This window comes from Ruegeria sp. BHSA162, from assembly GCF_059613385.1.
The window spans coordinates 37,748-61,027 of the sequence record NZ_JBXWSK010000005.1 but is presented as its reverse complement, the minus strand read 5'-3'; the positions used below and the strand labels follow the sequence as shown (position 1 = coordinate 61,027).

Here is a 23,280-nt window from a genome sequence, read left to right as displayed (position 1 = left end):
AGGGTGGGCGCCATTACAGGCAGGTTGATCCACATGACAGACAGTATTTCCTTCGCCCAAGGGCGAAATTATCTGGCCATTCCGGGCCCTTCCGTGATTCCGGACGCGGTGCTGCAGGCGATGCACCGCCCGTCGCCCAATATCTATGCCGGTGAACTGGTCGAGATGATGCCCGACCTGACGGCCGACCTGCGCCGCGTGGCCCGTACCCGGCACGAGGTGGCGATCTACATCGCCAACGGCCACGGCGCGTGGGAGGCGGCGCTGTCCAACGTTCTGACGCCGGGGGAAACCGTGCTGGCTCCGGCTTCGGGGCGGTTCACCCATGGCTGGGCGGAAATGGCCGAGCGTCTGGGCGTCAAGGTCGAGCTGATCGATTTCGGTCCGTCCGACCCTTGGGACTTGGACCGGATCGCGCAGGCCCTGCGGGCTGATGCCGACCACCGGATCAAGGCGGTTCTTGCGGTGCATGTGGACACGTCCAGCTCGATCCGCAACGACATTCCGGCGCTGCGGGCGCTATTGGACGACCTGAACCACCCGGCATTGCTGATGGCGGATTGCATCGCTTCTCTGGGCTGCGACCGGTTCGAAATGGATGACTGGGGCGTCGATGTCATGGTCACCGCCTGCCAGAAGGGGCTGATGACCCCTGCGGGCATGTCCTTCGTGTTCTTCAACGACCGGGCCAAGGCCAAACGGGCCGCGATGCCGCGCGTTTCGGGCTATTGGGACTGGCAGCCGCGATCAGAGCCCGACTGGTTCTATCAATATTTCGGCGGCACCGCGCCGACGCACCACCTGTACGGCCTGCGCGCCGCCCTTGATCTGATCCATGCCGAGGGGATTGAGCAGGTCTGGGCCCGCCATGCGCAACTGGCCCATGCCGTCTGGGCCGCCTGCGAGAAGTGGGCCGAGGCCGGGGCGCTGCACCTGAACGTCGGCGATCGCACGCATCGCAGCCATGCCGTCACCGCTCTACGCTTGACCGAGGGTCGCGGCACGCCCCTGCGCAGCTATACCGAGCGGCACCTGGGCTTGACCCTTGGCATCGGGCTGGGCATGGCGGACGAGGAGTCATGTTTCCGGCTGGGCCACATGGGCCATCTGAACGGGCACATGGTCATGGGTCTGCTGGGCGGCATCGAAACCGCCATGGCCGCGTTGGAGATCCCACGCGGGTCCGGCGCGCTCGAGGCTGCGGCGGCGGTTCTGGCGGGCTAGGCGTTGCGCGCCGCCGCCAGCGCCTGCGGCAGGGCGGCGGCAAAGGCGTTCAGGTCGGCTTCGGTGCCGCAACTGACGCGGATGCAGCGGTTCTGCGGGGCCGCAAATGGCATCCGCACGAAGATCCCCTGCGCCACCAGCGCATCCAGCACCGCCTTGGCAAATGCTCCGTCGCGCCCGCAGTCGATCGCCACGAAATTGGTGGCCGAGGGCAGCGGGGCCAACCCGTTGTCACGCGCGATCGCGCCGATCCGGTCGCAGGCCGAGGCGATCTGTGCTTGTACCTGCGTCAGCCAGTCCTGATCGTGCAGGGCGGCCAGCGCCCCGGTCTGCGCCATGCGGTTCATGCCGAAATGGTTGCGCACTTTGTTGAAGGCCGAGATCAACCCGGGCGCTCCGATCGCATAGCCGACCCGTGCGCCGGCCATGCCGTAGACCTTGGAAAAGGTGCGCATCCGGATCACGCGCGGATCATCCGCCGCGACCGGCGCGGCGGTGCCGACGGGCGCGCATTCCACGTAAGCCTCGTCCAAAACCAGCAGACAGCCGTCCGGCAGAGCGTCCATCGCCGCGACGATGTCCGTGCCGCGATGCCAACTGCCCATCGGGTTGTCCGGGTTGGCCAGATAAACCAGCTTGGCGCCGACCTCGGCTGCCTTGGCGAACAAGGCGGCCGGGTCCTCGTGATCGTTGGCATAAGGCACCTTGTGGATCGTCCCGCCATAGCCCGCGACGTGGTAGTTGAAGGTGGGATAGGCCCCGTCCGAGGTCACGACCGCATCGCCCGGACCGACCATCAGGCGCACCAGATAGCCCAGCAGCCCGTCGATGCCTTCGCCGACCACGATGTTGTCGGGGCTGATCCCGTGATGATCGGCCAGCGCATGGCGCAGATCGTGGTTCTCGGGGTCGCCATACATCCAGATGCCGTCAGCGGCCTGCCGCATCGCCTCGATCGCGCGGGGCGAGGGGCCGAACACGCTCTCGTTCGCGCCCAGCCGGGCCACGAAGGGGGCGCTGCGCTGGCGCTCCTGCGTCTCGGGGCCGACGAAGGGCACGGTTGTGGGCAGGGATTGGGCAAGCGGGGTGTATCTGGGTCCGGTCATGGGCGCAGATAATCCCAAGGGCATGGCCGGGGCAAGCCTTGCATGGGGCCGGGGCGTCCGCACCGATCTGCCCTCACGTCGGGCTGGCGTCGGCTGTGGGTTTCGGGGCATGGTTTGCCCGGAACATCAAACCCGGAGGCCCAGATGGCGCGCGTATCAGTCGAATACAGGAACCACATCGCCCATGTCACCCTGACCCGCGGCGACAAGATGAACGCGCTGGATGATGCGATGGTCAAGGCGATCCTGGCAGCGGGGCAAGAGGTTGCCGCCTCGGACGCCCGTGCCGTGGTGCTGTCGGGCGAGGGCAAAAGCTTCTGCGCGGGGCTCGACATGGCCAGTTTTGCGGCCATGGCGCACAAGGACCCGACCGAGTGGTTGATGACCCGCAGCCATGACGACGCCAACGAGATGCAGGAACTGGCGCTGATCTGGCGCCGCGTGCCGGTGCCGGTGATCTGCGCCATTCAGGGCGTGGCCTATGGCGGTGGTCTGCAGATCGCGCTGGGCGCCGATATCCGGATCGCCCATCCCGACGCCAAGCTGGCGGTGATGGAGATGAAATGGGGCATCATCCCCGATATGGGCGGCATGGTCCTGTTGCCGAAACTGGTACGGTCCGACGTGCTGCGCATGCTGACCTATACCGCGCGGCCCATCGGTGCCGCTCAGGCCGCCGACTGGGGGTTGGTCACCAGCCTGTCGGATGATCCGCTGACCGAAGCCATCGCGCTGGCTGAGGATATCGCGGGCAAGAGCCCCTCGGCCATCCGCGCCGCGAAACGCCTGATCGAGGTGGCCGAAACCAAGTCGCGCGCCGAGGTTCTGCTGGCCGAATCCGCCGAACAGGTCGAGCTGATCGGCAAACCCGACCAGATGGAAGTGGTGATGGCCCAGATGCAGGGCCGCAAGCCCGAGTTCAAGTAAACTCGCGGGCCGCGGCCAGGTGGGTCTCAGCCCCGCAGGCGCGTCGTCACCCCATAGGCGATGCCGCCTGCCAGCAGACCCCAGACCGCCGCGCCCAGGCCAAACACGGTGATGCCCGAGGCGGTGATGGCAAAGGTCAGGATCGCGGCTTCGCGCTCGGCCGGAACCTCGAGCGCGGCGAAGGTGGCATTGGCCATGACCCCGATCAGTGCGACGCCGGTCAACGTGCCCATCAGCATCGGATCGGCATGGGCGGCAAATCCGGTGATGGCCACGGCGAATACCCCGAACAGGCAATAGAACACTCCGGCCATGACCGCGGACCAATAGCGCTGATCCCGGTCGGGGTGGCTGTCCTCGTTCGAGCACATGGCGGCGGTGATGGCCGCAAGGCAGGTCGCCGGCGCGCCGAAGGGGGCCGACAGGATGCTGGCCCCGCCCACGGCCGAGAATAGCCGCCCTGCCACCGGGGCATAACCAAAGCTGCGCATGACCGCGATGCCGGGAATGTTCTGCGTGGCCATCGTGACCACGAACAGCGGCACCCCGATGCCGATCATCGACGCCACCGAGAATGTGGGCGTGGTCCAGACCGGCGCGGCCAGCAGGTGGTCGGGGCGGACCGACGGTCCGTCAGAGAACAGAACTACGACCAGCGCGGCGGCCAGCACGGCGGCGGGGACCGCCAGCAGTCTGTGCACACGTCCGGCGATGAACCAGGTCAGGATCACCGGCAGGGCCTGCCAGGGGATCTCGACCGCGGCCTGAAACGGGACGATGCACAGCGGCAGCAGCACTCCGCCCAGCATCGCCTGCGCCAAGGAGGTGGGAATCGCCGCCGCCAACCGTCCCAGCGGGCGCCACATTCCGGCCAGCACGGTCAGCGCACCCGCAAACAGGAACGCGCCGATGGCACCCGAGAAACCCGCGGCCGGCGCGGCCGAAACCGCCAGCAGCGCCGCACCGGGCGTGGACCAGGCCACGCTGATCGGTTGGCGGTACCACAGGCTGAGCGCGATCGCCGCCAGCCCCATGGCAAGGGCGGCCATCATCAGCCCCGATGCCGCCTGCGGCCCCGAGGCGCCCATGGCATCGAGCCCTTGCAGGACAATCGGAAAGGAACTGAAAAAGCCGACTACGGCCACGACCAGCCCGGTTGAAATGGTCTGCATCGGCGGAAAGGGTCTGGACATGGAGGCCTCGGTGGATTGGTCCCGAGATTGCTAGCAACCGTTTGGCCCGGTGAACAGGGGCGGGTGCAAAAAACCCCGCCGGGCGTGCGCGGCGGGGTTTCGTCAAGCTGCGGAGGGCTGACGGATCAGGCGATCTCGGCCAGTCGGGCCAGCGCCTCGTTTATGCGGGCCTCTTCCTCTTCGCGGGCGGCGAGGTTGGCCTTGGCCTCTTCCACCACCTCTTCCGGGGCCGAGGCCACGAATTTAGGGTTGTTGAGACGCCCGCGCAGACCGCCCAGTTCCTTGGCCAGTTTGCCCTTGGCTTTTTCCAGCCGTTCCTTTTCGGCGCCGATGTCGATGATGTCGGCCAGCGGCAGACCAAAGGACGCGCCGGGCGCGGCGATCGAGATCGTGCCCTTGGGCAGCGTATCGGCCTTGGTCAGGCTGTCGATCCGGGCCAGCCGTTTGATCAGCGCCTCGTTCCGCTCCCAGGCGGCCTGGCCGTGGGCGTCGATCTCGGTCACCAGCATCGGCACGTACAGGCCCGCCGGGACGCGCATCTGGGCGCGGGCCGAGCGGGTGTTCTCGATCACCGAGATCACCCAGTTCATCTCGCGATCCGCGTCGGCATCGACCAGATAGGCGGCGGCATAGCTGGGCCAGTCGGCATGCACCAGCATCTTGGGCCGCGCGCCGGTCAGGCCCCACAGCTCTTCGGTGATGAAGGGCATGATCGGGTGCAGCAGGACCAGGCACTGATCCAGAACCCAGCGCATGGTGGCGCGGGTCTCGGCCTGGGCCTCGGCATCGTCGCCCTGCAGCAGCGGTTTGGACAGTTCCACGTACCAGTCACAGACCTTGCCCCAGACAAAGGCATAAAGCGCATTGGCCGCGTCATTGAAGCGATAGCTCTCCAGCGCCGAGTCGACCTCTTCGCGCACGCGGGCGGTTTCGCCGATGATCCAGCGGTTTACGGCGGCCTTGGGCTGCAACTCGGCCACGTCCAGTTGCGGGACGGCGTCGGTAAAGACCTCGTTCATCTCGGCAAAGCGGACGGCGTTCCACAGCTTGGTGCCAAAGTTGCGATAGCCGGTGATGCGCTCGCGCGACAGTTTCAGCACGCCGCCGATGGCCGCCATCGACGCGTTGGTAAAGCGCAGCGCGTCGGCGCCGAACTCGTCCACGATTTCCAGCGGGTCGATGACGTTGCCGGTGGTCTTGGACATCTTCTTGCCCTTCTCGTCGCGGACGAGCTGGTGCAGATAGACGGTGTGGAACGGAATTTCGTTCACCACGGCCAGCTGCATCATCATCATCCGGGCGACCCAGAAGAACAGGATGTCGAACCCGGTGATCAGGACATCGGTGGGGAAGTAGCGCTGCAACTCCTCGGTCTGTTCGGGCCAGCCCAGCGTGCCGATGGGCCACAGGCCGGACGAGAACCAGGTGTCCAGCACATCCGGGTCACGCCAGACCGGATAGACCAGCTTGGTCGGATCGCGGTCGATCGCGTATTGCGCCAGGCTTTCGGCGAACCGGTGGATCGCCTCGTGCTTGTCGGCCACCTCGATCACCGTGGCGTGGCTGAGCGGGCTGGGAATGTCGGCATTGTCATCCAGGAATTTCCCGGTGACGTCCTCGAAGCTGGCGGCGCACTCCATGACCGCGCCCCGGTGCAGCATGCCGCCTTCGTTCAGCAGCCGGCCCAGTTCGACCAGGTCCAGCTCGCCGTCGTTTTCGTCATCCTTGAAATCCTCGGCCGACAGGTCCAGCCCGTACCAGACCGGAATCTGATGCCCCCACCACAGCTGGCGGCTGATGCACCAGGGTTCGATGTTCTCGAGCCAGTGGTAATAGGTCTTTTCGCCCGATTCAGGGATGATCTTGACCCGGCCGTCGCGCACCGCGTCCAGCGCGGGCCCCACGATCTTTGACGTCTCGACGAACCACTGGTCGGTCAGCATCGGTTCGATCACCACCTTCGAGCGGTCGCCGAAGGGCTGCATAATCGGTTTGCTCTCGACCAGCGGCACCAGCGCGTCGGCGCCTTCGGCATCGGGTTTCAGCGCGGTCGATCCGAGTCGCGGATCATCCGCACGGGTCATCACGGCCAGACCTTCGGCGGTGATCTCTTCGACCACCTTGGCGCGCGCCTCGAACCGGTCCAGGCCACGCAGATGGTCGGGCACCAGGTTGATCGCGTCGATCTCGTTCTCGGTGAATTCGCGCCCGCGGGCATATTCCTGGGCCTTGGCGGCTTCGTCCGCATAGGGCGCGCCGTCGGCCCGCATGTGGCCGCGCGTGTCCATCAGGCGGTACATCGGGATCTTGCCGCGCTTGGCCACCTGATAGTCGTTGAAATCATGCGCGCCGGTGATCTTCACCGCGCCAGAGCCGAAATTCGGGTCGGGGTATTCGTCGGTGATGATCGGGATCTGGCGGCGGTGCTCTTTCGGGCCCACCGGGATTTCGCACAGCTTGCCGACGATCGGCGCATAGCGTTCGTCCGACGGGTGCACCGCAACCGCGCCGTCGCCCAGCATGGTCTCGGGGCGGGTCGTGGCGATCGAGATGTAGTCGCGCTCTTCCTCGAGCACGATGTTCCCGTCCTCGTCCTTTTCGACGTAGGTATAGGTCTCGCCCCCGGCCAGCGGGTACTTGAAGTGCCACATGTGGCCGGCGACCTCGATATTCTCGACCTCGAGGTCCGAGATCGCGGTCTCGAAATGCGGGTCCCAGTTGACCAGCCGCTTGCCGCGGTAGATCAGGCCCTTGTCGTACATGTCGACAAAGACCTTGATGACCGCGTCATGGAAATTGGGGCTGTTTTCGTGGCCCGTGCGCGGGTCGCCGGCCGCGCCGGCCATGGTGAAGGCGTTGCGCGACCAGTCGCACGAAGAGCCGAGGCGTTTCAGCTGCTCGATGATGGTGCCGCCGTATTCGCCCTTCCACTCCCAGACTTTCTCAAGGAACTTCTCACGGCCCAGTTCGTTCCGGCTGGGTTGTTGCGTGGCGGCGAGCATCTTCTCGACCTGCATCTGCGTGGCGATGCCGGCGTGGTCCTGGCCGGGCTGCCACAGCGTGTCGAACCCGCGCATCCGGTGCCAGCGGATCAGGATGTCCTGCAGGGTGTTGTTGAACGCATGGCCCACATGCAGCGCACCGGTCACGTTCGGCGGCGGGATCATGATGCAAAAGCTTTCGTCGCGCGACTTGTTCGCGCCTGCCTTAAAGGCTCCGGCCTGTTCCCAGGCCTTGTAGATCCGGGCCTCGGCCTCGGCCGCGTTGAATGTCTTGTCCATCGCCATCGGGTGCGTCCTGCGTCATCGATCTTGGGTCAGCGCCTGCAATAGCGAATGGTGGAGGGAAGGGAAAGGGCCAAGCACCTCGCGCACTGGACATCCGCCGCATCAAGGCTAGGGTCGCGGTCTGAGGCAGTGAAAGGGGCGCGTCATGGAAAAGTTCGGCAAGAGCCAACCGGTCACCCGGACCGAGGATCAGCGGTTCCTGACCGGGCAGGGGCGCTACATGGACGATACGGTGCCACCCGGCGCGCTGCACGCGGTGTTCTTTCGCAGCCCGGTGGCGCATGGCGACATCACCGGGCTGGACCTCGACGCCGCCCGCGCCGCGCCCGGCGTGCGGCTGGTGCTGACCATCGATGACTTGATCGCCGCCGGAATCGACCCGGTGCTGAGCGCCACGATCCTTGTCAACCGCGACGGCAGCCGTGCCGCCAATCCCCCGCGCCACATGCTGGCCCGCGACCGGGTGCGCTTCGTCGGCGAGCCGGTGGCGATGGTCGTGGCTGATACGCCCGCACAGGCCCGCGACGCCGCCGAGCTGATCTGGATGGATACCGCCGACCGCCCCGCCAAGCTGGACCTTGCGCCGGGCGGTGAGCCGCTGCACCCCGAGGCCCCCGACAACCGCGCCTTTGACTGGGCGGTGGGCGACGAGGCCGCGACCCAGGCCGCCTTTGACGCCGCCGCCCATGTCGTGTCGCTGCAGGTGGCCGACAACCGGGTGATCGTGAACTCGATCGAGCCGCGCGGCTGCAATGCGGTCTGGTCCGACGGGCGGCTGCATTTCAGCTATGGCGGGCAGGGTGTCTGGGGGATGAAGGCGCAGCTGGCCGACAAGCTGCGGCTGGACCCTCAGGCGGTCCATGTCACCACGCCAGACGTCGGCGGCGGGTTCGGCATGAAGGCGATGCCGTATCCCGAGTATTTCTCGGTCGCGGTGGCGGCGATGCAACTGGGCCAGCCCGTGCACTGGATGTCGGACCGGACCGAGGCGATGTTGTCCGACCACCACGGGCGCGACCTGACCTCGCTGGCCGAGCTGGCCTTTGACGAGGATCTTCGCATCACCGCCTACCGGGTCCACAGCCGCTGCAACCTGGGCGCCTGCAACAGCCATTTCGGTCAGGCGATCCAGACCAACCTGTTCAAATGCGTGCTGCCCGGCGTCTATGACGTGCAGAAAACCTATCTGCGGGTCGAGGGGTTTTATACCAACACCACTCAGGTCGATGCCTATCGCGGTGCCGGCCGACCCGAGGCGATCTATGTGCTGGAACGCGCGATGGACCGCGCCGCGCGGGAACTGGGCGTCGACCCGTGGGAACTGCGCCGCCGTAACTTCATCCGGCCCGAGGCTTTTCCCTATGTCTCGGCCACCGGTGAAACCTATGATGTGGGCGATTTCGGATTGGTTCTGTCCCGCGCCGCCGAACAGACCGCCGGTTTCGCCGCGCGCAAGGCCGCCGACGCCGAACGTGGTCTGATCCGGGGGCAGGGGCTTTGTTACTATATCGAAAGCATTCTGGGTGACCCTTCCGAAGGCGCAAAAGTCGAATTTTGTCAGGACGGAACAGTGAACCTGTATGTCGGGACGCAATCGAACGGGCAGGGCCATGAGACGGTCTATGCCCAGTTCCTGTCGGATCAGACGGGGATTCCGGCCGACCGGATCCGGGTCGTGCAAGGTGACAGCGACCGCATGGCGCAGGGCGGCGGCACCGGCGGGTCGCGCTCGGTCACGGTGCAAAGCGCGGCGACGCTGGTCACGATTGACCAGATGATCGCCGCATTCACGCCCTATCTGGCGGATAAAATGGGGGTCGAGGAAAGTGATGTGACCTTCGACCATGAAACCTTTCGCGCGCCGGGGTCGAACCTGACGCCGACGCTGATCGAAGCGGCCGAGATGGCCTGCGCTGACGGCCGCACCGACCTGCTGCAGCACGAGGCCCGCACGCGGCTCGAGGCGCGCAGCTATCCTAACGGCGCCCATGTTGCCGAGATCGTGATCGACCCGGAAACCGGCACGACGACGGTCGACCGCTATACGGTCGTCGATGATTTCGGCAATCTCATCAACCCCATGCTGGCCGAAGGGCAGGTGCACGGAGGGGTGGCCCAGGGCATCGGCCAGGCGCTGTGCGAGCACGTGGTGCATGATGGTGAGGGGCAGTTGCTCACGGCAACGTTCATGGATTACGCCTTGCCGCGCGCCGCTGACATACCCATGATTAGGTTTACCTCGGCGCCGGTTCCGTCAACGGCCAACCCCATGGGAATGAAAGGATGCGGCGAGGCAGGCACCGTTGGCGCATTGGCCGCGGTTGCAAATGCGGTGCAGGATGCGCTCTGGGAGCATGGGGTGCGGCAGGCAGACATGCCGTTCACTCCGGTCAAGGTTTGGGAATTGTTGTCGAATGGTACTGTCGCGGTTCGGTAAGAAGATACTTGGATGGCTCGGCCGCCCCCTGCGGTCCGAGCATTCCGCCGAAACGCGCCACCGCGAACCCATCAGTCATGTCATCATCCTGGACGGAACGATGTCTACCCTGGAGCCCGGCTTCGAGACCCATGCCGGCCAGACCTTTCGGCTGTGCTGTGAAATGGGCAATCAGGTCTCGGTCTTCTATGAAGCGGGCGTGCAATGGGAGAGCTGGAAATCCACGCTGGACGTGATGATGGGGCGGGGGATCAATCGCCAGATCCGCAGGGCTTACGGCTATCTTGCCTCGCGGTACAAGACCGGCGATCGGATCTACTTCATCGGCTATTCCCGCGGCGCCTATGGTGTGCGCAGCCTTGCCGGCGTCATCGATATGATCGGGCTGCTGCAGGCCGAGCATGCGACCGAGCGCAACATCAAGCAGGCCTACCGGCATTATGAGTGCAACCCGGGCGGGCAGGCCGCGCAGGACTTTCGCCGGAATTTCTGCCACGACGGCGTCGAAATTGAGATGATCGGCGTCTGGGACACGGTCAAGGCATTGGGACTGCGCCTGCCGCTGCTGTGGCGCATGGCCGAAGAGCGGCATTCATTTCACAACCACCACCTCGGGCCGTCCACCCGGCACGGGTATCATGCGCTGGCGTTGGATGAAACGCGAGAGGTCTTCACGCCAGTTCTTTGGGGGACCGCGCCGGATTTCCGCGGCCACTGCGAACAGGTCTGGTTCCGCGGCACGCATGGTGACGTCGGGGGGCAACTCAGCGGGTTCGAGCCCGCGCGTCCGCTGGCCAACATTTCGTTGGTGTGGATACTCGACAAGGCCGAGTTGCATGGTCTGCCGCTGCCAGAAGATTGGCGCACCCGCTTTCCCACTGATCCGCATGCACCGTCGGTCGGGACGTGGCGGGGGTGGGGCAAGATCTTCCTGCTGCGCAAGCATCGCACCGTAGGTCAGGACCCGTCCGAACGCCTGCATGTCTCGGTTTCGCCCGACGAACTGCCCAAATGGGTGCACCTGCCGGCAGGACCACATTCGCACCCGGCGCAGTAACGGTCAGTCAAACGTCGCCGGGCTGGATGACTTGCCGTTCGCTTGAAACGCATCGTGGATGTCTTTTTCCAGATTGCGTGTCAGGGACAGGTCCGGCAACGCATCCGGGGCGAAAAACGCCGCTTCGCTGGTTTCGGGGCCCGGTATCGGGGTGGCGGCATCGAAAGGGCTACACAGGAAGAACAGTTTGTAGAAATCCCGTGGATCTGCCGGGTAGGGATGCCGTGCCTTGTGGCGTACGGCATAGAGTGTCTGCGCCGTGACACGCAGACCGGCTTCTTCCAAGACTTCGCGTTCGATGTTCTCCGACGGAGAGCTGCCGATATCGGCAAAACCGCCAGGCATCGCCCACAACCCGTCGCTGCGTTCCCGTACCAGCAGGATACCGCCTTTGCGAATTACGGCGGCGCGGATGTCGATGCTGGGTGTTGAGTATCCGCCCGAGTGGGCAGGCATCGCCATTTCGATCTGTGACAAAGGCACCCGACCCAGGTCGGCCAGCATCGCGTGGGCCATTCCGGCGATCTCGTCATAACGTTCGCGGTCGAACGGATCGGTGGTGAAATGCTGGCCGGTTTCGGCCAGCGCTAAAAGCCGTTTGGCCCGGGCCAGCCAGGTATCCTCCATCGCTGTCGGATCCTGGCGCATGGGCCTCAGCGCCGCCGGTCGCGGCGCGAGCTCATGGGTTGGAAGGCGACGCCCACATGTGCCTCGCAATAGGGTTTGCCCGGCTCGGCCGGCAGACCGCAGAACCAGAAATCATCCGTGGCCGGATCGCCCACGGGCCATTTGCAGGTCTTTTCGGTCAGTTCCATCAGGGTCAGCTTCTTGGCCTTCTTCTCGACCTCGTTGACCTTGGCCAGTGCCTCGGGGCTGATTTCATTGGCCGAAGGCTGCGGCGGCAGCGGCTGGCCGGCCGGAATGATCTGGCGGCGCGGCGGCGTGGCCGGCTTTGCCTCGGCGGCCGGCGCGGCTGCTGCAGGGCGGGCCGGTTCGGTCTTGGGGGCGGGTTTGGGCTTGGCCTCGGCCTTGGGTGCGGGGGCCGGTTTTTCCTTGGGCTCGGCCTTGGCCGGTGCGGCGCCGGCGGTCCGGTTCGACAGGCCCAGGCGATGGACCTTGCCGATCACCGCATTGCGGGTGACCCCGCCCAGTTCCTTGGCGATCTGGCTGGCCGACTGGCCTTCGCCCCACATTTTCTTGAGCAGTTCAACGCGCTCGTCTGTCCAGGACATGGGTAGCCTTTCAAAAGCGGGAAAGCGGCCTCGGTCACGGGCCGCCTTCGGAATTCGTCTCAGCGCCCTATTCTAATCACTGCGGGCCGAGTTACAAGCGGTCATCGAATCAGATTGGGGGCAGGAATGCAGAATCTCGCGGATCAGGACATGCGCCGTTTCGGAGCGGTCAACTGGATGGGGTTGTGGACACTGGCCCAGCGCGAAACCCTGCGCTTCCTGGCGGTCTGGACGCAGACCCTGCTGGCGCCTCTGGTCACAGCGGGGCTGTTCCTGCTGATCTTCAACATTGCCGTCGGCCCGGGGCGACCGGATGTCATGGGCGTGCCCTTCCTGACATTCCTGGCGCCCGGGATCATGATGATGACGGTGATTCAGAACGCCTTCGCCAACACTTCGTCCTCGATGGTGATCTCGAAAGTGCAGGGCAACATCGTCGATACCCTGATGCCGCCGCTGTCCCCGCTCGAGATTTTGCTGGGCTATCTGGCGGGCGGCATCGCACGGGGTGTGCTGATCGCGTTGATGCTGGCCGCTGCGCTGGCGCTTGGCTTGGGGCTGATGCCGCAGCATCCCGCGCTGGCCTTGGTTTTCGTCATTCTTGGGGGTGCGTTCATGGGCGCGCTGGGCCTACTGGCAGGGGTCTTCGCCAACAAGTTCGATCAGATGGCCGCCATCACCAACTTCATCGTTACTCCGTTGGCGTTTCTGTCTGGCACCTTCTACTCGGTCGACGCGTTGCCGCCGTTGCTGAACAGGATCAGCCACGTGAACCCCGTTTTCTACCTGATCGACGGATTGCGATATGGCATGATCGGAGTGTCGGACAGCAACCCGATGTTGGGGATGGCCGTCTGTTTGCTGTCGACCCTGCTGATCTGCGCCGTCATCTGGCAAATGCTGCGGACCGGTTACCGTTTGAAGGCCTAGGCAGCTTCGGACAACGAACCGGGCTGTAGCGGCACGCGGGGGCGTCCCAGCCGCGGATGCAGTCGCGCGGCCACGGACCAGGCGCCCAGCAGTGCAAACCCACCTGCCGCAAAAACACCAGCCACCGGTGTCGCCAGCAACACCAAGGCGGCAACGCCCGGTGTCAGAATTCCCGAAACGTCGCGATAGCTGGAATAGATTGCGGACATCTCTGTCCGCTCGGACGGCTTCACCGCCATCAGGAATGGCAGACCGGCACAAATGTCCAGCACGATCAACCAGATTGACCCCATGACCAGTGCGACGACCGATGCCACCGGCCAGCCCGAGAGAAATGCAGCCAACAGAAAACATGTGGCGCAGGCGGCAAAGCCCGTTCGCACGGCGCTGCGCAGAGACCGGCTCTGGACCCAGCGCAGAATCAGGGGGGCAGCAAACAGCATGGCGTTCGTGGCTGACAAAAGCGTGCCGCCCAATTGCTCACCCAACCCGTTTTCGATGGCGAAAATCGGAAGGTAGACCACATAGATCCACCAGCCACAGGACCGGATCATGGCAAACAGATACCCGGCCACCAGCCGTGGTTGGGCAAAGAACCGTGGTAGAAAAGACAGCGGATTTTTCGTTGCCCTCCTGGCCTTGGTAATCAGTTTGCCGTTCCCCAGGCGCATGGCCCAGAACATGATCAGCATACCAATGGCGGCGGCCGCGCTGATGACGAAAGGGGCCGGCGCCCATAATTCCATCAACATCACACCTGCCATCGGCCCCGCTGTCCAACCCAGCGCGCTGTAGAACATCCGGCTTGTTTCGCAGCGGCCGAGCTCGATCTTGCTGATGTAGTCCAAAACGTAGGCGTTGAAGCAGATGAAAGTAACCACCGCGGCCACGGTGTTCAGCGCAAGTGCCCCGATCACGGCCTCGGGGCTGCCGTCGATGGCCAGCAGAGCGCCGGTGATGAACATAACGCAGCCGGCTGTGTAGGCCCATCGTCGCGGGACATAACGGATCAGGAACGGCACCATCAGTCCGGCCAGTAACGAAACGAGGCCTACCAGAAAGTAAACGAGCGAGACGGACCCGGCGTCGCCCATGGCCCGGTACATCACCAAGGGGAATACGGAAATCAGGATGCCGCGAACCACGGCCTCGAACCCGGCAAGTAGGCCGAACTTGCGAACGGAGGGCGCGGGCGCATGACGGACCCATTCCGGGATTCGGCGTTCGTGCATCGGGCAATCTCTCTAACCAACCGCATTCAGGGTGCGTCATGCGGTGTCGGTTTCATGAGAGTTTGCGACATCGGGGTCGCCTGCGGACAAGGCCGTAGAAAAAATTCTAGCGGCGTCTGGCTCGGGCCTCGCGCCAGACAAGGATCAGCGCTCCGGTCAAAATGACCCCTGAGCCCAGCAAACTGACCCAATCCGGAACGACCCGGAACACCGCAAAGTCATAAAGCGCGGCGAATATCAGCGTTGCATAGCTGATCGGCGCTACGAACGAGGCATCTGCCCGGGCCATTCCATTGACGAAGCAGGCCTGCGCGCAAGCCATCAGAAAACCAATGCCGGCCAAAGCCGCCCACTGAGCGGGCGATGGTGGCTGCCAGACGGTTGCGACCGCGATGCTGGCAATCGTCAAGCCCATGGCATTGTTGATGAGCAGGATCTGGATGGGGCTCTCGCGGCCAGACAGCTTTTTGATGAAGATCAGTTCCATCCCGATCACTGCCGCCGCCGCCAAGGCCAGCAGAGCCGCGGGTTGAAAGCTGTCGGGGGTCGGGCGCAGCAGGATGATGGCCCCCGTCAAAGCCACCGCCGCCGCCAACCAGCGCCAAGGCCCCACGGTCTCTTTCAGCAGAGGAATGGCCAGAACCATCGCGAAAACAGGGTTCAGAAACGATATCGCCGTGGCATCGGCTATGGGGATATAGGCGACCGACGCGAACATCAGAGTAATGCCAGTCCACCCGAAGCTGGTGCGTCCGACATGCAGGCCCCAGTGGGGACGCCGTAGTTGGGGACGCAGAACGCCAACCGCTGCCACGATGACCACAAATGCGAACAGGAACCGGCCATGGCTGATCTGCATCGGGTGCAGGGGCGGGCCCAGTGTCTCGGTGCCCAGAGCTTTGGCCAGCAATGTCGTGCCCGCGATGAAAGCGCTGGCGCAGAAGATAAGTACGGCTGCCAGGGCAGGGTTGTGGGCTTGTGGTGAGAACATGGGCCATCGGTGCGCCAGCGTAAGAGAAATGACAAGCCCGAATTGCAAGGCGCCCGACCCGCGCCTGCAAAAAATCCATGGGCGGATACATTTTGCCTTTCCACACTGGGTTGGCCCCGCTATACGGGCACCCATGATCAAACTCGCGCATATCCTGCCGCTCCGACGCCGACGCATCACCGCGTAACCGGCCCGTTTGATCCTGCGCGCGCGACCCAAATCCGCGCATCTCTCACCAAATCTGTTGACGAACCCGGTCTCAGTGTTTCAGTCACTGGGTTCAAGTTTTCCAAAAAGGATGATCCGATGATCCCGTCCGTTCTGCCGACCTACAATCGTGCTCCGCTGACCTTCGTTAAGGGCGAAGGCGCCTGGCTGACCGAGGCGGACGGCCGACGTTTCCTTGATCTAGGCGCGGGGATTGCGGTGAATGCGCTGGGCCATGCCCACCCGGCACTGGTCGGGGCCTTGACTGAACAGGCGCACGCGCTGTGGCACGTGTCGAACCTGTACCAGATCCCGCAGCAGCAGGCGCTGGCCGACAAGCTGGTGGATCTGACCTTTGCCGACACGGTGTTCTTCACCAATTCGGGCACCGAGTCCTGCGAATTGGCGGTCAAGATGGCCCGCAAATACTTCTACGATCAGGGGCAACCCGAGCGGGTGGAGATCATCACGTTTGATGGGTCTTTCCATGGGCGTTCTTCAGCGGGCATCGCCGCTGCCGGGTCCGAGAAAATGACCAAGGGGTTCGGCCCGCTTCTGCCGGGGTTCGTGCATGTCGCCTTCGGCGATCTGGACGGTGTGACCAACGCGATCAGCGACAAGACCGCCGCGATCATGATCGAGCCGATCCAGGGCGAGGGCGGCATCCGCCCCGTCCCCGATGTCGAACTCAAGGCCCTGCGCCAGATCTGCGACGACAACGGCCTGCTGCTGATCCTCGACGAGGTGCAGTGCGGCGTCGGCCGGACCGGGAAACTCTTTGCCCATGAATGGGCGGGCATCACGCCCGACATCATGATGGCGGCCAAGGGTATCGGTGGCGGCTTCCCGTTAGGTGCGGTGCTGGCTACCGAAGCGGCCGCCAGCGGCATGACCGCGGGCACCCATGGGTCGACCTATGGCGGAAACCCGCTGGGCTGCGCTGTGGGCTGCGCGGTTCTGGACCACGTGGCAACCCCGGCCTTCCTGGACGGCGTCAACCGAAAGGCGGGTCTGCTACGCCAAAAGCTCGAGGGCCTAGTCGCCGATCACCCCGACGTGTTCGAAGAGGTCCGGGGATCCGGCCTGATGCTGGGCCTGAAATGCAAAGCGCCCAACACCGATGTTGTCGCGGCCGGTTATGACAACGAAGTCATCACCGTGCCCGCGGCCGACAACGTGATCCGCCTGCTGCCGCCGCTGACCCTGACCGAGGATGACATTGCCCAGGCCCAGATACGCCTCGAGAAAGCCGCCCGGCAGGTTCAAGGCCAACTCGCCTCGGCCTGACGCACCCTATTCCCGAATGCGCCGGGGGCGACGCCCCCCGGCAACCGACAGTGAAAAAGCGAACCGACATGAACCACTTCCTTGATATCCACAAAACCGACGCCGCCGCGCTGCGGTCGATGATCGACCAGGCCGGTGCCATGAAACAGGCCCGGTTGGGCCGCCCAAAGGCCGCACCCGACGACGAACAGCCACTTGCCGGCCGCATGGTGGCGCTGATCTTCGAAAAGCCCTCGACCCGGACCCGCGTTTCGTTCGACGTGGGCGTGCGCCAGATGGGCGGTCAGACCATGGTGCTGTCGGGCAAGGACATGCAACTGGGCCATGGCGAGACCATCGCCGACACCGCCCGTGTTCTGTCGCGCTATGTCGACATGATCATGATCCGCACCTTCGACGAAACCATCCTGACCGAGATGGCCGAATACTCGGACGTGCCGGTGATCAACGGCCTGACCGACCGCACCCATCCCTGCCAGATCATGGCCGACGTGCTGACCTATGAAGAACACCGCGGCCCCATCGCCGGGAAAAAGGTGGTTTGGACGGGTGACGGCAACAATGTCTGCGCCTCGTTCCTGCACGCGGCGGGCCAGTTCGGGTTTGACCTGACCTTTACCGGCCCGGCCCAGTTCGACCCCGAGGAAGAGTTCATGGGCTTCGCCCGCCAGAAGGGCTCGAAGATCGTGATCGAGCGTGATCCGTACAAGGCCGTCGAAGGCGCCGATCTGGTTGTGGCCGACACCTGGGTTTCAATGCACGATTCCCAATCCGCGAAGGAACGTCGGCACAACCTGCTGCGGCCCTATCAGGTCAACGCAGAACTCATGTCCCATGCCAAGCCCGACGCCCTGTTCATGCACTGCCTGCCCGCCCACCGCGAAGAGGAAGCGACCTCCGAGGTGATGGACGGGCCGAACTCGGTGATCTTTGACGAGGCCGAAAACCGCCTGCACGCGCAGAAGGCGGTGATGCGCTGGTGTTTGGGCGTCTGAAGCCCCCTCAGAAATCCAACGGGAGCCTCTGGTTCTCTTTCAATCCCGGAGGCTCTCATGCCGCACGTCGTCTTGGAATTTTCAGCCGGACTTGAGCAATCGCATGATTTTCAAGCCATATGCGAAGAACTCTATACGGTCCTCGCCGCGCATCAGGAGTTTGACGCACCAACGCTGAAAATTCGCGCGATGCCGATCCCGTATTCCTTCATCGGGACCGAGCCGCAGACCTTCATCCATGCCTCTCTGTTGCTGATGCAGGGACGGGATGAACAGACACGAGCCGAATTGAACGCGATCATTCTGGATGTTTTGACCGCCGCTGCGCCGACGGTGGGCAGCATCACGGTGCGGGATGTAGAGATGAACCGCGCCACCTACGCCAAGCGCCTGGCGACCTGACGTGCGCCCGTCGCTTAACCCCGCGGTTTCACGTCCCAGACCTGCAATCTGATCAACGCTCGGACGCAGGCGAATAATACAAGCCCGCACAATGTGGCCTTGGTGACGGTTTCCATTGCGCCCTCGATCAGCAGGGCATGAACGACCGTGCCTAGGATGGTCACAAGCGCAAGACTGGCATGGGCCAACCGCCAAAGGCGGAACCGCCATCCCAGCCGGCTGCGCAACGCGGCCAACACAACGGCGGCGAACGCTGCCCACATGGCCGCCACGCCCCAAGCCGAGAACGGGGTGGGGGACCGGAACAGCAGGGCATCCACCACGTCCGGGGGGCTGGTGATCCACAACCCGCCCACATGCAGGGCAATCATGGCGATCAGGGCGATGCCGACCCAGCGGTGCACCATTCGGCTGTTCATCGCGGTCAGCCCCGGCAACATGCGCGCAGCCAGCAGCGGCTGCACCAGAAGCAATCCCAACCCGATGACCCCGGCAAAGCCCGCAGCGATATAGATCGAGCTGCGCCAGGCCAGATACGGGCTGAACCCCGCCACCACCACAGGCACCGCCACGGCAGCGATCAGCGCCAGCCAGACAGCAAGGACGCCCGTGCGCGGCACGTGGTTCAGACCGGTTGCAGAACGAAATGCGCGGCGAGAGTCTTGTCGCGCGCACTGGACATGATCGGGCGCAGGAAGACGGTCTCGAATTCGCCGCTGTCATAGGCCAGATGTCCATGCGGCTGACCAAAGGCCGGCACGATCTGCGGCATCTCCAGCCGGAATTCTCCGTTCGCATCGGTCAGGGTGGCACCGTGGCTTTGCGGGTCGCGCTCGTGGCCTTCTGTGGTATGCGCCCAGACCTGGATGCGCTGACCGGGCAGGGGCGCGCCGTCGCCGGCCCGCCGTACTGTGCCGGTCATCCAGAAACCGCCGCCGCCGATCCGGTCGACGATTGGCGCGCCCGGGCGGTAGTTGTTCGATCCGCCCCGCATCGACGGGGTCGGCGCCAACCCACTGGCCCGCGCAGGCAGGATCAGCCCGCTGCCGGCCGTGGCAACCAAAGCCGTGCCGGCAACTAGCATGGTTCTTCGGTTCAGTGAATCTCCGGGCATCGAAACCTCTCCTGTGCTGACCCGGCAGCTGTTCCAACCGCCACAGTGGAAGAATAGCACGATCACGACTCATTCCGAGCGTTCCGGGCAAAATCCGGTCGACCTGCAGACAAAAGCGCGTGGAATGGACCGAGACGGCAATAATCTTTGACGCCTGCGCCATTCGGGTGCGATCCTTTTCCTTGCGTCACCAAGGGGGAAGCCGATGACAGATGCCAACCTGCTGACCAAGGATGAAATCACCGCCTTCCGCCGCGATGGCGCGGTGGTGCTGCGCCAGAAATTCAGCGCGGACTGGCTGGAGTTGCTGCGCGCGGGCATCGACGCCGATCTGCAGACCCCGACCGAGAACTTCACCCGCCACACCAAGGACCCGGATGCGCCCGCCTATCTCGAGGATTACTGGGCCTGGAGCAAGATCCCCCAGTTCGAGAAATTCGTCCGCAACTCGCCCTGTGCGTCAATCGCGTCCGAGTTGCTGGGCGCCGTGCCGATTAATCTGGTGATGGACAACTGGTTCCTGCGCGAGGCCGGATCGACCTCGCGCCCGCCATTCCATCAGGACCTGTCCTATTTCGATTTCGAAGGCTCGATGTGCGTGCTATGGCTACCGCTTGAACCGGTCAGCAAGGACAACGGGATCGCCTTCGTGCGCGGCTCGCACCTGTGGGACAAGCTGTTCATGCGGGTGCGTTTCGCCGACGGGCACCCCAGCTATGAACCCACGCAGGTTGCAGGCCGCACCTATCACCCGCCGCCGGACGTGAACGCCGACCCCGGCGCCTATGACCTGCTGCAATGGGACATGGAGTTGGGCGATTGCATCTATTTTGACATGCGCACGCTGCACGGGGGGCTGTCCTCGGTCACGCCCACGGAAACCGTGCGCCGTTTCACCCTGCGCATGACCGGGCCCGACGGGGTGATCCGGTATCGCGGCGATTGGGCCAAGGAGGAGCGGGCGCAATTTGAAGCCGCCGGCTATGCCGAGGGCGACCGGATCGCCGGCCCGTTTTTCCCGCAGCTCTGGCCCCGCGCACAGGACTGATCCGGGGCGCAGCCTGTCTGTGCGCAGATGCACTTTGTCCGCTGGTATTTTGCGCTAGATTGACAAGCATGAACATCCCGCCGCACCGGATTGGAGGCCGACATGAGCTGGAACCCCACCCACAGCCCCGAATGCGTCAGCGAGGGTTCGGCGCTGGAAACCCTGATCATCCCGCGCGCCCGCGATCTGGGCGGGTTCGAGGTGCGCCGCGCGCTGCCCTCGGTCAAGCGCCAGTTGGTGGGGCCCTTCATCTTCTTCGACCAGATGGGACCGGCCGAGTTCATCACCGATGGCGGCATCGACGTACGCCCGCATCCGCATATCGGGCTGGGCACGGTCACCTACCTGTACCAGGGCGAATTTGAGCATCGCGACAGCCTCGGAACCCATCAGATGATCTATCCCGGCGAGGTCAACTGGATGGTCGCGGGCCGTGGCGTTACCCATTCTGAGCGCACCAGCGCCGAAACCCGTGCCAAACGGCACAGCCTGTTCGGCATCCAGACCTGGATCGCGCTGCCCGAAGCGCACGAAGACATGGCCCCCGATTTCGAACATCACAAGCAGGCCGCGTTGCCGCATATTCAGGATGCCGGTGTCAGCGCGCGGCTGATACTTGGCTCGGCCTATGGGGAAACCAGCCCGGTCACGATGCTGTCGGAAACCTTCTATCTGGACGTGCAGCTGGACCCCGGCGCTGCCTTTCCGCTGCCCGACGATCACGAGGATCGGGGCGTCTACGTCACCCAGGGCTCGGTCGAGATCGCGGGTGACCGGTTCGACGAAGGCCGCATGATGGTCTTCCGCCCGGGTGATCGGCTGTCGGTGACGGCCGGGCCGGCGGGGGCGCGGCTGATGCTGCTGGGCGGGGCCACGATGAATGAGGATCGGTATATCTGGTGGAACTTCGTCTCGTCTTCGAAGGACAAGATCGAAACGGCGATCCGCGAATGGAAATCCGCCGATTGGGCCAACGGCGCCTTCCACCTGCCGCCAGGGGACGAAGACGAGTTCATTCCGATCACCCCGGAACTGGAACGCACCAAACCCCGGCGCGCGCGCTGAACGTCACGTCAGCGCTCGCCCGGCTTGCCTGCCCGAGGGATCCCGGCGATCCTTGGCGGCAAACGGGAAGGGGACGGCATGAAACTTGTGATCGCGGGCGCGGGCAGCATCGGATGCTATTGCGGGGGCCTGCTGGCCGATGCCGGGCATGACGTTACGCTGCTGGGCCGGGCGCGGGTGCTGGATCCGATCCGGCAGAATGGGCTGACCGCGACCGACTATTCGGGCCTGCGCAAAACGATCCCCGCCGACCGTCTGACCCTGTCCGATGACCCTGCCTGCCTGTCCGACGCCGATCTGGTTCTGGTCACGGTGAAAACCGGCGCCACCGCCGAGATGGCCCGCCTGATCGCCGCGCACGCCCCGGCCGCGGCCCCGGTCATTTCGTGGCAGAACGGGATGGAAAACGCCCGCACCCTGCGCACCGCGCTGCCCGGGCGGGACGTGCGCGCCGGGATGGTGCCGTTCAACGTGGTGCCTGCCGGTCCGGCCACCTGGCATCGCGCGACATCCGGCGACATCGTGATCCAGTCCGGCCCCGGCGCGCTGGCCCGCCGCCTGTCCTCGCCCGATCTGCCCGTCACCGAAACCGATGGGATCGAGGCGGTGCAATGGGGCAAGCTGGTCATCAACCTCAACAACGCGCTGAACGCGCTGTCGGGCCTGACCCTGCGCGACCAGCTTTTGAACCGCGACTGGCGCCGTCTGATGGCCGATCAAATGGCCGAGGCGCTGGCGGTTTTGGCGGATTCCGGGCGCCCCGTAGCCTCGACCACGCCGCTGCCGGTCTGGATGACGCCGCATATCCTGCGCCTGCCCACGCCGCTGTTTTCGCGCATCGCGGCGCGGATGCTGACGATCGACCCCGCCGCGCGCACCTCGATGGCCTATGATCTGGATGCCGGTCGCCCAACCGAAATCGACAGCCTGCAGGGCGAGATCATCCGGCTGGGCCGCGAAACCGGCACACCGACCCCGATCTGCGACCGGGTGGCCAGGCTGATCACGCAGGGCGAGACCGGTCCGCTGACCCCGGATCAGATCCGGGCAGGGCTGAGCGGTGCCGGCGGTTAGATCCGCAACAGCAGCTTTTTCAGCTCTGGTTCGTGGACGCGTTCAGACGCCTCTTGCGGCGAGACCCACTCGCGGGTGCGTTCCTGCATTTCGGGAAATTCGTCGGCCAGGTCGGTGACTCGCAGCCGGTAGACCGTGGTGCAGACCGGATCGATCGCGCCGCTTTTGCGGACCTTGCCGTAGCAGTAGCTGCCGACCGGCTCTGGATCGACCTCGGCGGTGCGCACGCCGGCCTCTTCCCAGGCCTCCTGCGCCGCCGCCTCGGCCCCGTTCAGTCCGTCAATCGGCCAGCCCTTGGGGATGATCCATCGCCCGGTGTCGCGGCTGGTAACCAGCAGCACCTGCGTATCGGGGCCATCGCCACGGGTACACAACGCCGCGAACTGCAAGAGGCGCGGACGCTGAAACAGGGGTTTCAGAACCCCCTCCCATAATTTGTGCAGCCATGTCATTGCGGGTGCCTGCCGTTTTT

General features: G+C 64.6%; 21 protein-coding genes. 11 read left to right on the top strand and 10 right to left on the bottom strand.

The features are described 5' to 3' along the window. Positions 1–33: 33 nt before the first annotated feature. Complete coding sequence (locus tag AC2FM5_RS03200; RefSeq protein WP_496733854.1) at positions 34–1,224, top strand: pyridoxal-phosphate-dependent aminotransferase family protein; 1,191 nt, start codon at positions 34–36, stop codon at positions 1,222–1,224. Here AC2FM5_RS03200 and AC2FM5_RS03195 read toward each other — a convergent pair. Next, entirely contained in the window at positions 1,221–2,330 is a 1,110-nt protein-coding gene (locus tag AC2FM5_RS03195) for a pyridoxal phosphate-dependent aminotransferase (protein ID WP_496733852.1), read from the bottom strand. The genes AC2FM5_RS03200 and AC2FM5_RS03195 overlap by 4 nt on opposite strands. 144 nt (positions 2,331–2,474) lie before the next feature. Here AC2FM5_RS03195 and AC2FM5_RS03190 point away from each other — a divergent pair, with 144 nt between their 5' ends. After that, positions 2,475–3,257: a crotonase/enoyl-CoA hydratase family protein gene (locus tag AC2FM5_RS03190; protein WP_170358246.1), complete on the top strand. Its 783-nt coding sequence runs from the start codon at positions 2,475–2,477 to the stop codon at positions 3,255–3,257. Positions 3,258–3,283: 26 nt separating this feature from the next. On the opposite strand, the gene AC2FM5_RS03185 is transcribed toward AC2FM5_RS03190, so the two are convergent. Together AC2FM5_RS03185 and AC2FM5_RS03180 are read right to left on the bottom strand one after the other, a co-directional pair. Further along, positions 3,284–4,450, bottom strand: coding sequence for a benzoate/H(+) symporter BenE family transporter (locus AC2FM5_RS03185; RefSeq protein ID WP_496733850.1), 1,167 nt, complete (start codon positions 4,448–4,450; stop codon positions 3,284–3,286). Between the two features lie 125 nt (positions 4,451–4,575). Then, positions 4,576–7,737: a valine--tRNA ligase gene (locus AC2FM5_RS03180; RefSeq protein WP_496733848.1), complete on the bottom strand. Its 3,162-nt coding sequence runs from the start codon at positions 7,735–7,737 to the stop codon at positions 4,576–4,578. Positions 7,738–7,882: 145 nt separating this feature from the next. On the opposite strand from AC2FM5_RS03180, the gene AC2FM5_RS03175 reads away from it, so the two are divergent. Both AC2FM5_RS03175 and AC2FM5_RS03170 read left to right on the top strand, forming a co-directional pair. Next, positions 7,883–10,174: a xanthine dehydrogenase family protein molybdopterin-binding subunit gene (locus AC2FM5_RS03175; RefSeq protein ID WP_496733846.1), complete on the top strand. Its 2,292-nt coding sequence runs from the start codon at positions 7,883–7,885 to the stop codon at positions 10,172–10,174. After that, positions 10,152–11,231, top strand: coding sequence for a T6SS phospholipase effector Tle1-like catalytic domain-containing protein (locus tag AC2FM5_RS03170; protein WP_496733844.1), 1,080 nt, complete (start codon positions 10,152–10,154; stop codon positions 11,229–11,231). Before AC2FM5_RS03175 ends, AC2FM5_RS03170 begins: the two co-directional genes overlap by 23 nt. Before the next feature lie 3 nt (positions 11,232–11,234). On the opposite strand, the gene AC2FM5_RS03165 is transcribed toward AC2FM5_RS03170, so the two are convergent. Together AC2FM5_RS03165 and AC2FM5_RS03160 are read right to left on the bottom strand one after the other, a co-directional pair. Continuing rightward, positions 11,235–11,879, bottom strand: a complete 645-nt coding sequence (locus AC2FM5_RS03165) for an NUDIX hydrolase (RefSeq protein ID WP_496733842.1) — start codon at positions 11,877–11,879, stop codon at positions 11,235–11,237. A 5-nt stretch (positions 11,880–11,884) separates the two neighbouring features. Next, positions 11,885–12,463 carry a GcrA family cell cycle regulator gene (locus tag AC2FM5_RS03160; protein ID WP_005977688.1) on the bottom strand — a complete coding sequence of 193 codons (579 nt, stop codon included), beginning with the start codon at positions 12,461–12,463 and terminating at the stop codon, positions 11,885–11,887. Between the two features lie 126 nt (positions 12,464–12,589). Between AC2FM5_RS03160 and AC2FM5_RS03155 the strand changes: the two genes are divergently transcribed. Next, positions 12,590–13,393 (top strand): ABC transporter permease, encoded by an 804-nt coding sequence (locus tag AC2FM5_RS03155; RefSeq protein WP_093962716.1) that lies wholly within the window; start codon positions 12,590–12,592, stop codon positions 13,391–13,393. On the opposite strand, the gene AC2FM5_RS03150 is transcribed toward AC2FM5_RS03155, so the two are convergent. Both AC2FM5_RS03150 and AC2FM5_RS03145 read right to left on the bottom strand, forming a co-directional pair. Beyond that, entirely contained in the window at positions 13,390–14,625 is a 1,236-nt protein-coding gene (locus tag AC2FM5_RS03150) for an MFS transporter (RefSeq protein ID WP_496733839.1), read from the bottom strand. The two genes, AC2FM5_RS03155 and AC2FM5_RS03150, sit on opposite strands and share 4 nt — an antisense overlap. A 106-nt stretch (positions 14,626–14,731) precedes the next feature. Continuing rightward, on the bottom strand, positions 14,732–15,616 hold the full coding sequence (locus AC2FM5_RS03145) for a DMT family transporter (protein ID WP_170337989.1): 885 nt from the start codon (positions 15,614–15,616) through the stop codon (positions 14,732–14,734). Between the two features lie 306 nt (positions 15,617–15,922). On the opposite strand from AC2FM5_RS03145, the gene AC2FM5_RS03140 reads away from it, so the two are divergent. The 3 genes from AC2FM5_RS03140 (at position 15,923) to AC2FM5_RS03130 (ending at position 18,507) form a co-directional block, all read left to right on the top strand. Beyond that, on the top strand, positions 15,923–17,110 hold the full coding sequence (locus tag AC2FM5_RS03140) for an aspartate aminotransferase family protein (protein ID WP_480633415.1): 1,188 nt from the start codon (positions 15,923–15,925) through the stop codon (positions 17,108–17,110). Between the two features lie 68 nt (positions 17,111–17,178). Next, positions 17,179–18,105, top strand: coding sequence for an ornithine carbamoyltransferase (argF, locus tag AC2FM5_RS03135; RefSeq protein WP_149775691.1), 927 nt, complete (start codon positions 17,179–17,181; stop codon positions 18,103–18,105). A 57-nt stretch (positions 18,106–18,162) separates the two neighbouring features. Then, a complete protein-coding gene (locus AC2FM5_RS03130) occupies positions 18,163–18,507 on the top strand; it encodes a 5-carboxymethyl-2-hydroxymuconate Delta-isomerase (RefSeq protein WP_480633413.1) in 345 nt (114 codons plus the stop codon). 14 nt (positions 18,508–18,521) lie between these two features. Here AC2FM5_RS03130 and AC2FM5_RS03125 read toward each other — a convergent pair whose 3' ends face one another. Both AC2FM5_RS03125 and AC2FM5_RS03120 read right to left on the bottom strand, forming a co-directional pair. Further along, a complete protein-coding gene (locus AC2FM5_RS03125) occupies positions 18,522–19,127 on the bottom strand; it encodes a ferric reductase-like transmembrane domain-containing protein (RefSeq protein ID WP_496733835.1) in 606 nt (201 codons plus the stop codon). A gap of 5 nt (positions 19,128–19,132) precedes the next feature. After that, positions 19,133–19,621 (bottom strand): peptidase associated/transthyretin-like domain-containing protein, encoded by a 489-nt coding sequence (locus AC2FM5_RS03120; protein WP_005977668.1) that lies wholly within the window; start codon positions 19,619–19,621, stop codon positions 19,133–19,135. A 205-nt stretch (positions 19,622–19,826) separates the two neighbouring features. Between AC2FM5_RS03120 and AC2FM5_RS03115 the strand changes: the two genes are divergently transcribed. The 3 genes from AC2FM5_RS03115 (at position 19,827) to AC2FM5_RS03105 (ending at position 22,808) form a co-directional block, all read left to right on the top strand. Further along, positions 19,827–20,669 carry a phytanoyl-CoA dioxygenase family protein gene (locus AC2FM5_RS03115; RefSeq protein ID WP_496733833.1) on the top strand — a complete coding sequence of 281 codons (843 nt, stop codon included), beginning with the start codon at positions 19,827–19,829 and terminating at the stop codon, positions 20,667–20,669. 102 nt (positions 20,670–20,771) lie between these two features. Next, complete coding sequence (locus tag AC2FM5_RS03110) at positions 20,772–21,734, top strand: pirin family protein (RefSeq protein ID WP_170599199.1); 963 nt, start codon at positions 20,772–20,774, stop codon at positions 21,732–21,734. Between the two features lie 78 nt (positions 21,735–21,812). After that, the gene (locus tag AC2FM5_RS03105) at positions 21,813–22,808 is read left to right on the top strand and encodes a 2-dehydropantoate 2-reductase (protein ID WP_496733831.1); all 996 of its coding nucleotides are present in this window, start codon (positions 21,813–21,815) and stop codon (positions 22,806–22,808) included. Here AC2FM5_RS03105 and AC2FM5_RS03100 read toward each other — a convergent pair. Next, entirely contained in the window at positions 22,805–23,260 is a 456-nt protein-coding gene (locus AC2FM5_RS03100; protein WP_496733829.1) for an NUDIX hydrolase, read from the bottom strand. The genes AC2FM5_RS03105 and AC2FM5_RS03100 overlap by 4 nt on opposite strands. Positions 23,261–23,280: the final 20 nt, after the last annotated feature.